We start from the raw sequence: 1,622 nt of genomic DNA on the forward strand, positions 1-1,622 counted from the left end.
CCGCGGGCCGAGCGGCTGCGGGCGGTGCTGGCGGCGGGGCGGTAGGAACCGCGGGCCGCGCTGGGGCCGGGTGCGACCCGGTGTGGCCTCCCGACCCCCGTGCCTGGGGTCGGGCGGCGGGTGCTCAGGCCTTGCCGAGCACCTGGCGCTGGTGGCCGAGGCCGTCGATCTCGATCTCGACGACGTCGCCCGGGGCGAGGAACGGCGCACCCGGGTGGCCCAGGGTGACGCCCGCCGGGGTGCCGGTGACGATCACGTCGCCGGGCTCCAGGGTCATGAAGTGGCTTACGTAACGGACGAGTTCGAGCACCGGGAAGATCATGTGCGCGGTGTTGCCGTCCTGCCGCAGGTCGCCGTTGACCCAGAGCCGCAGCGGCAGCCGCTGGGGGTCGGCCACCTCGTCGGCGGTGACCAGCCACGGGCCGAGCGGGGTGAACGTCTCCGCCGACTTGCCCTTGGCCCACTGGCCGCCGCGCTCCAGCTGGAACGCCCGCTCGGTGACGTCGTTGGCGATCGCGTAGCCGGCGATCACCTCGGCCGCCTCGGCGTGGCCGGCCAGGTAGCTCGCCGGGCGGCCGATCACGATGGCCAGTTCGGCCTCGTAGTCGGTCTTGTCGCCGCCGCGCGGCACCAGCACCTCGTCGTACGGGCCGACCACGGTCGAGCTCGGCTTGAGGAAGATCACCGGCTCGGCCGGGATCGCGGCCCCGGCCTCTTGCGCGTGGTCGCGGTAGTTGAGGCCGATCCCGACCACCTTGCCCGGCCGCGCCACCGGGGCGCCGACGCGCTGCCCGGCGAGGTCGACCACGGGCAGCAGGCCCGCGGCCACGTCCTGGGCCAGCGCGGCCAAGTCCAGTCCGGCCAGGAAGGGCCCGTCGATGTCCCGGGCCCGGCCGGAGAGGTCGTAACCGGTGCCGTCCTGACCCAGCACGACCGGGCGCTCGGCGCCCGGGGGTCCGACACGGAGGAGCTTCATCGATCCGTCACCACCATTTCGTCGCAGGTCACCGGGCCGGCCGCACACCGGACCCGAGTCTGGCAACGAGGTATATCAACGGCGCCACGGGCGAACCAGACGGTCCTCGTGGGCGAATTCCTATCAATTCCTACAGCCGGAGGAACGGCCGAATCGGCGTCCCGCACGGTTGACACCCCCGCCGACCAGCACCGGGACCGGACGCCGCTACGCCCCCTTCATCGTCCCCTCTGCGTGCCCGGGGCGCCTGGGCTCTTCTGCGGGTCGCCGGCGAGCAGGCCGTCGAGGGTCAGGTTCCGTGGCACGCCCGCGCCCTCGGTGGCGAGCTCGGCCTCCCAGCGGTCGAGGTCGCGCAGCACGTCGGCCCGAGCGTCCGGGGCGGCGGCGAGGGCCGGGACGAGCTCGCGCAGCAGGGCGACGGCGGCGCCCCGGCTGCCGTCGCGGACGAGCCAGATCGCCAGGTCGTGGCAGGTGCGCAGGGTGCGCAGGTCGGCCGGGCCGCAGATCCGGGCGAGGTCGCGGATGATCCCGGGCAGCATCGCGACGGCCTCCCCGGGGGCGCCGCCCGCGCCGAGCCGCCAGGCCTGGTCGGTCCTCGTCGCCCGCATCCGTTCGCTGCTGCGGCGGGCGACGTACGCGCCACAGC

1 protein-coding gene and 1 pseudogene are annotated in these 1,622 nt (G+C 74.8%); both read right to left on the reverse strand.

What is annotated here, in order from left to right:
* Window positions 1–124: 124 nt before the first annotated feature.
* Complete coding sequence (locus tag AB0O00_RS38485; RefSeq protein WP_363659331.1) at window positions 125–976, reverse strand: fumarylacetoacetate hydrolase family protein; 852 nt, start codon at window positions 974–976, stop codon at window positions 125–127.
* A gap of 218 nt (window positions 977–1,194) precedes the next feature.
* A pseudogene (locus AB0O00_RS38490) lies at window positions 1,195–1,622 on the reverse strand (hypothetical protein); the annotation flags it as partial.

This window comes from Kitasatospora sp. NPDC093558 (assembly GCF_040683475.1).
Classification (GTDB): domain Bacteria; phylum Actinomycetota; class Actinomycetes; order Streptomycetales; family Streptomycetaceae; genus Kitasatospora.

What these genes read in the sequence shown, in the direction of transcription:
- AB0O00_RS38485 (WP_363659331.1), bottom strand. Translation starts at nt 976, where the DNA reads ATGAAGCTCCTCCGTGTCGGACCCCCGGGCGCCGAGCGCCCGGTCGTG.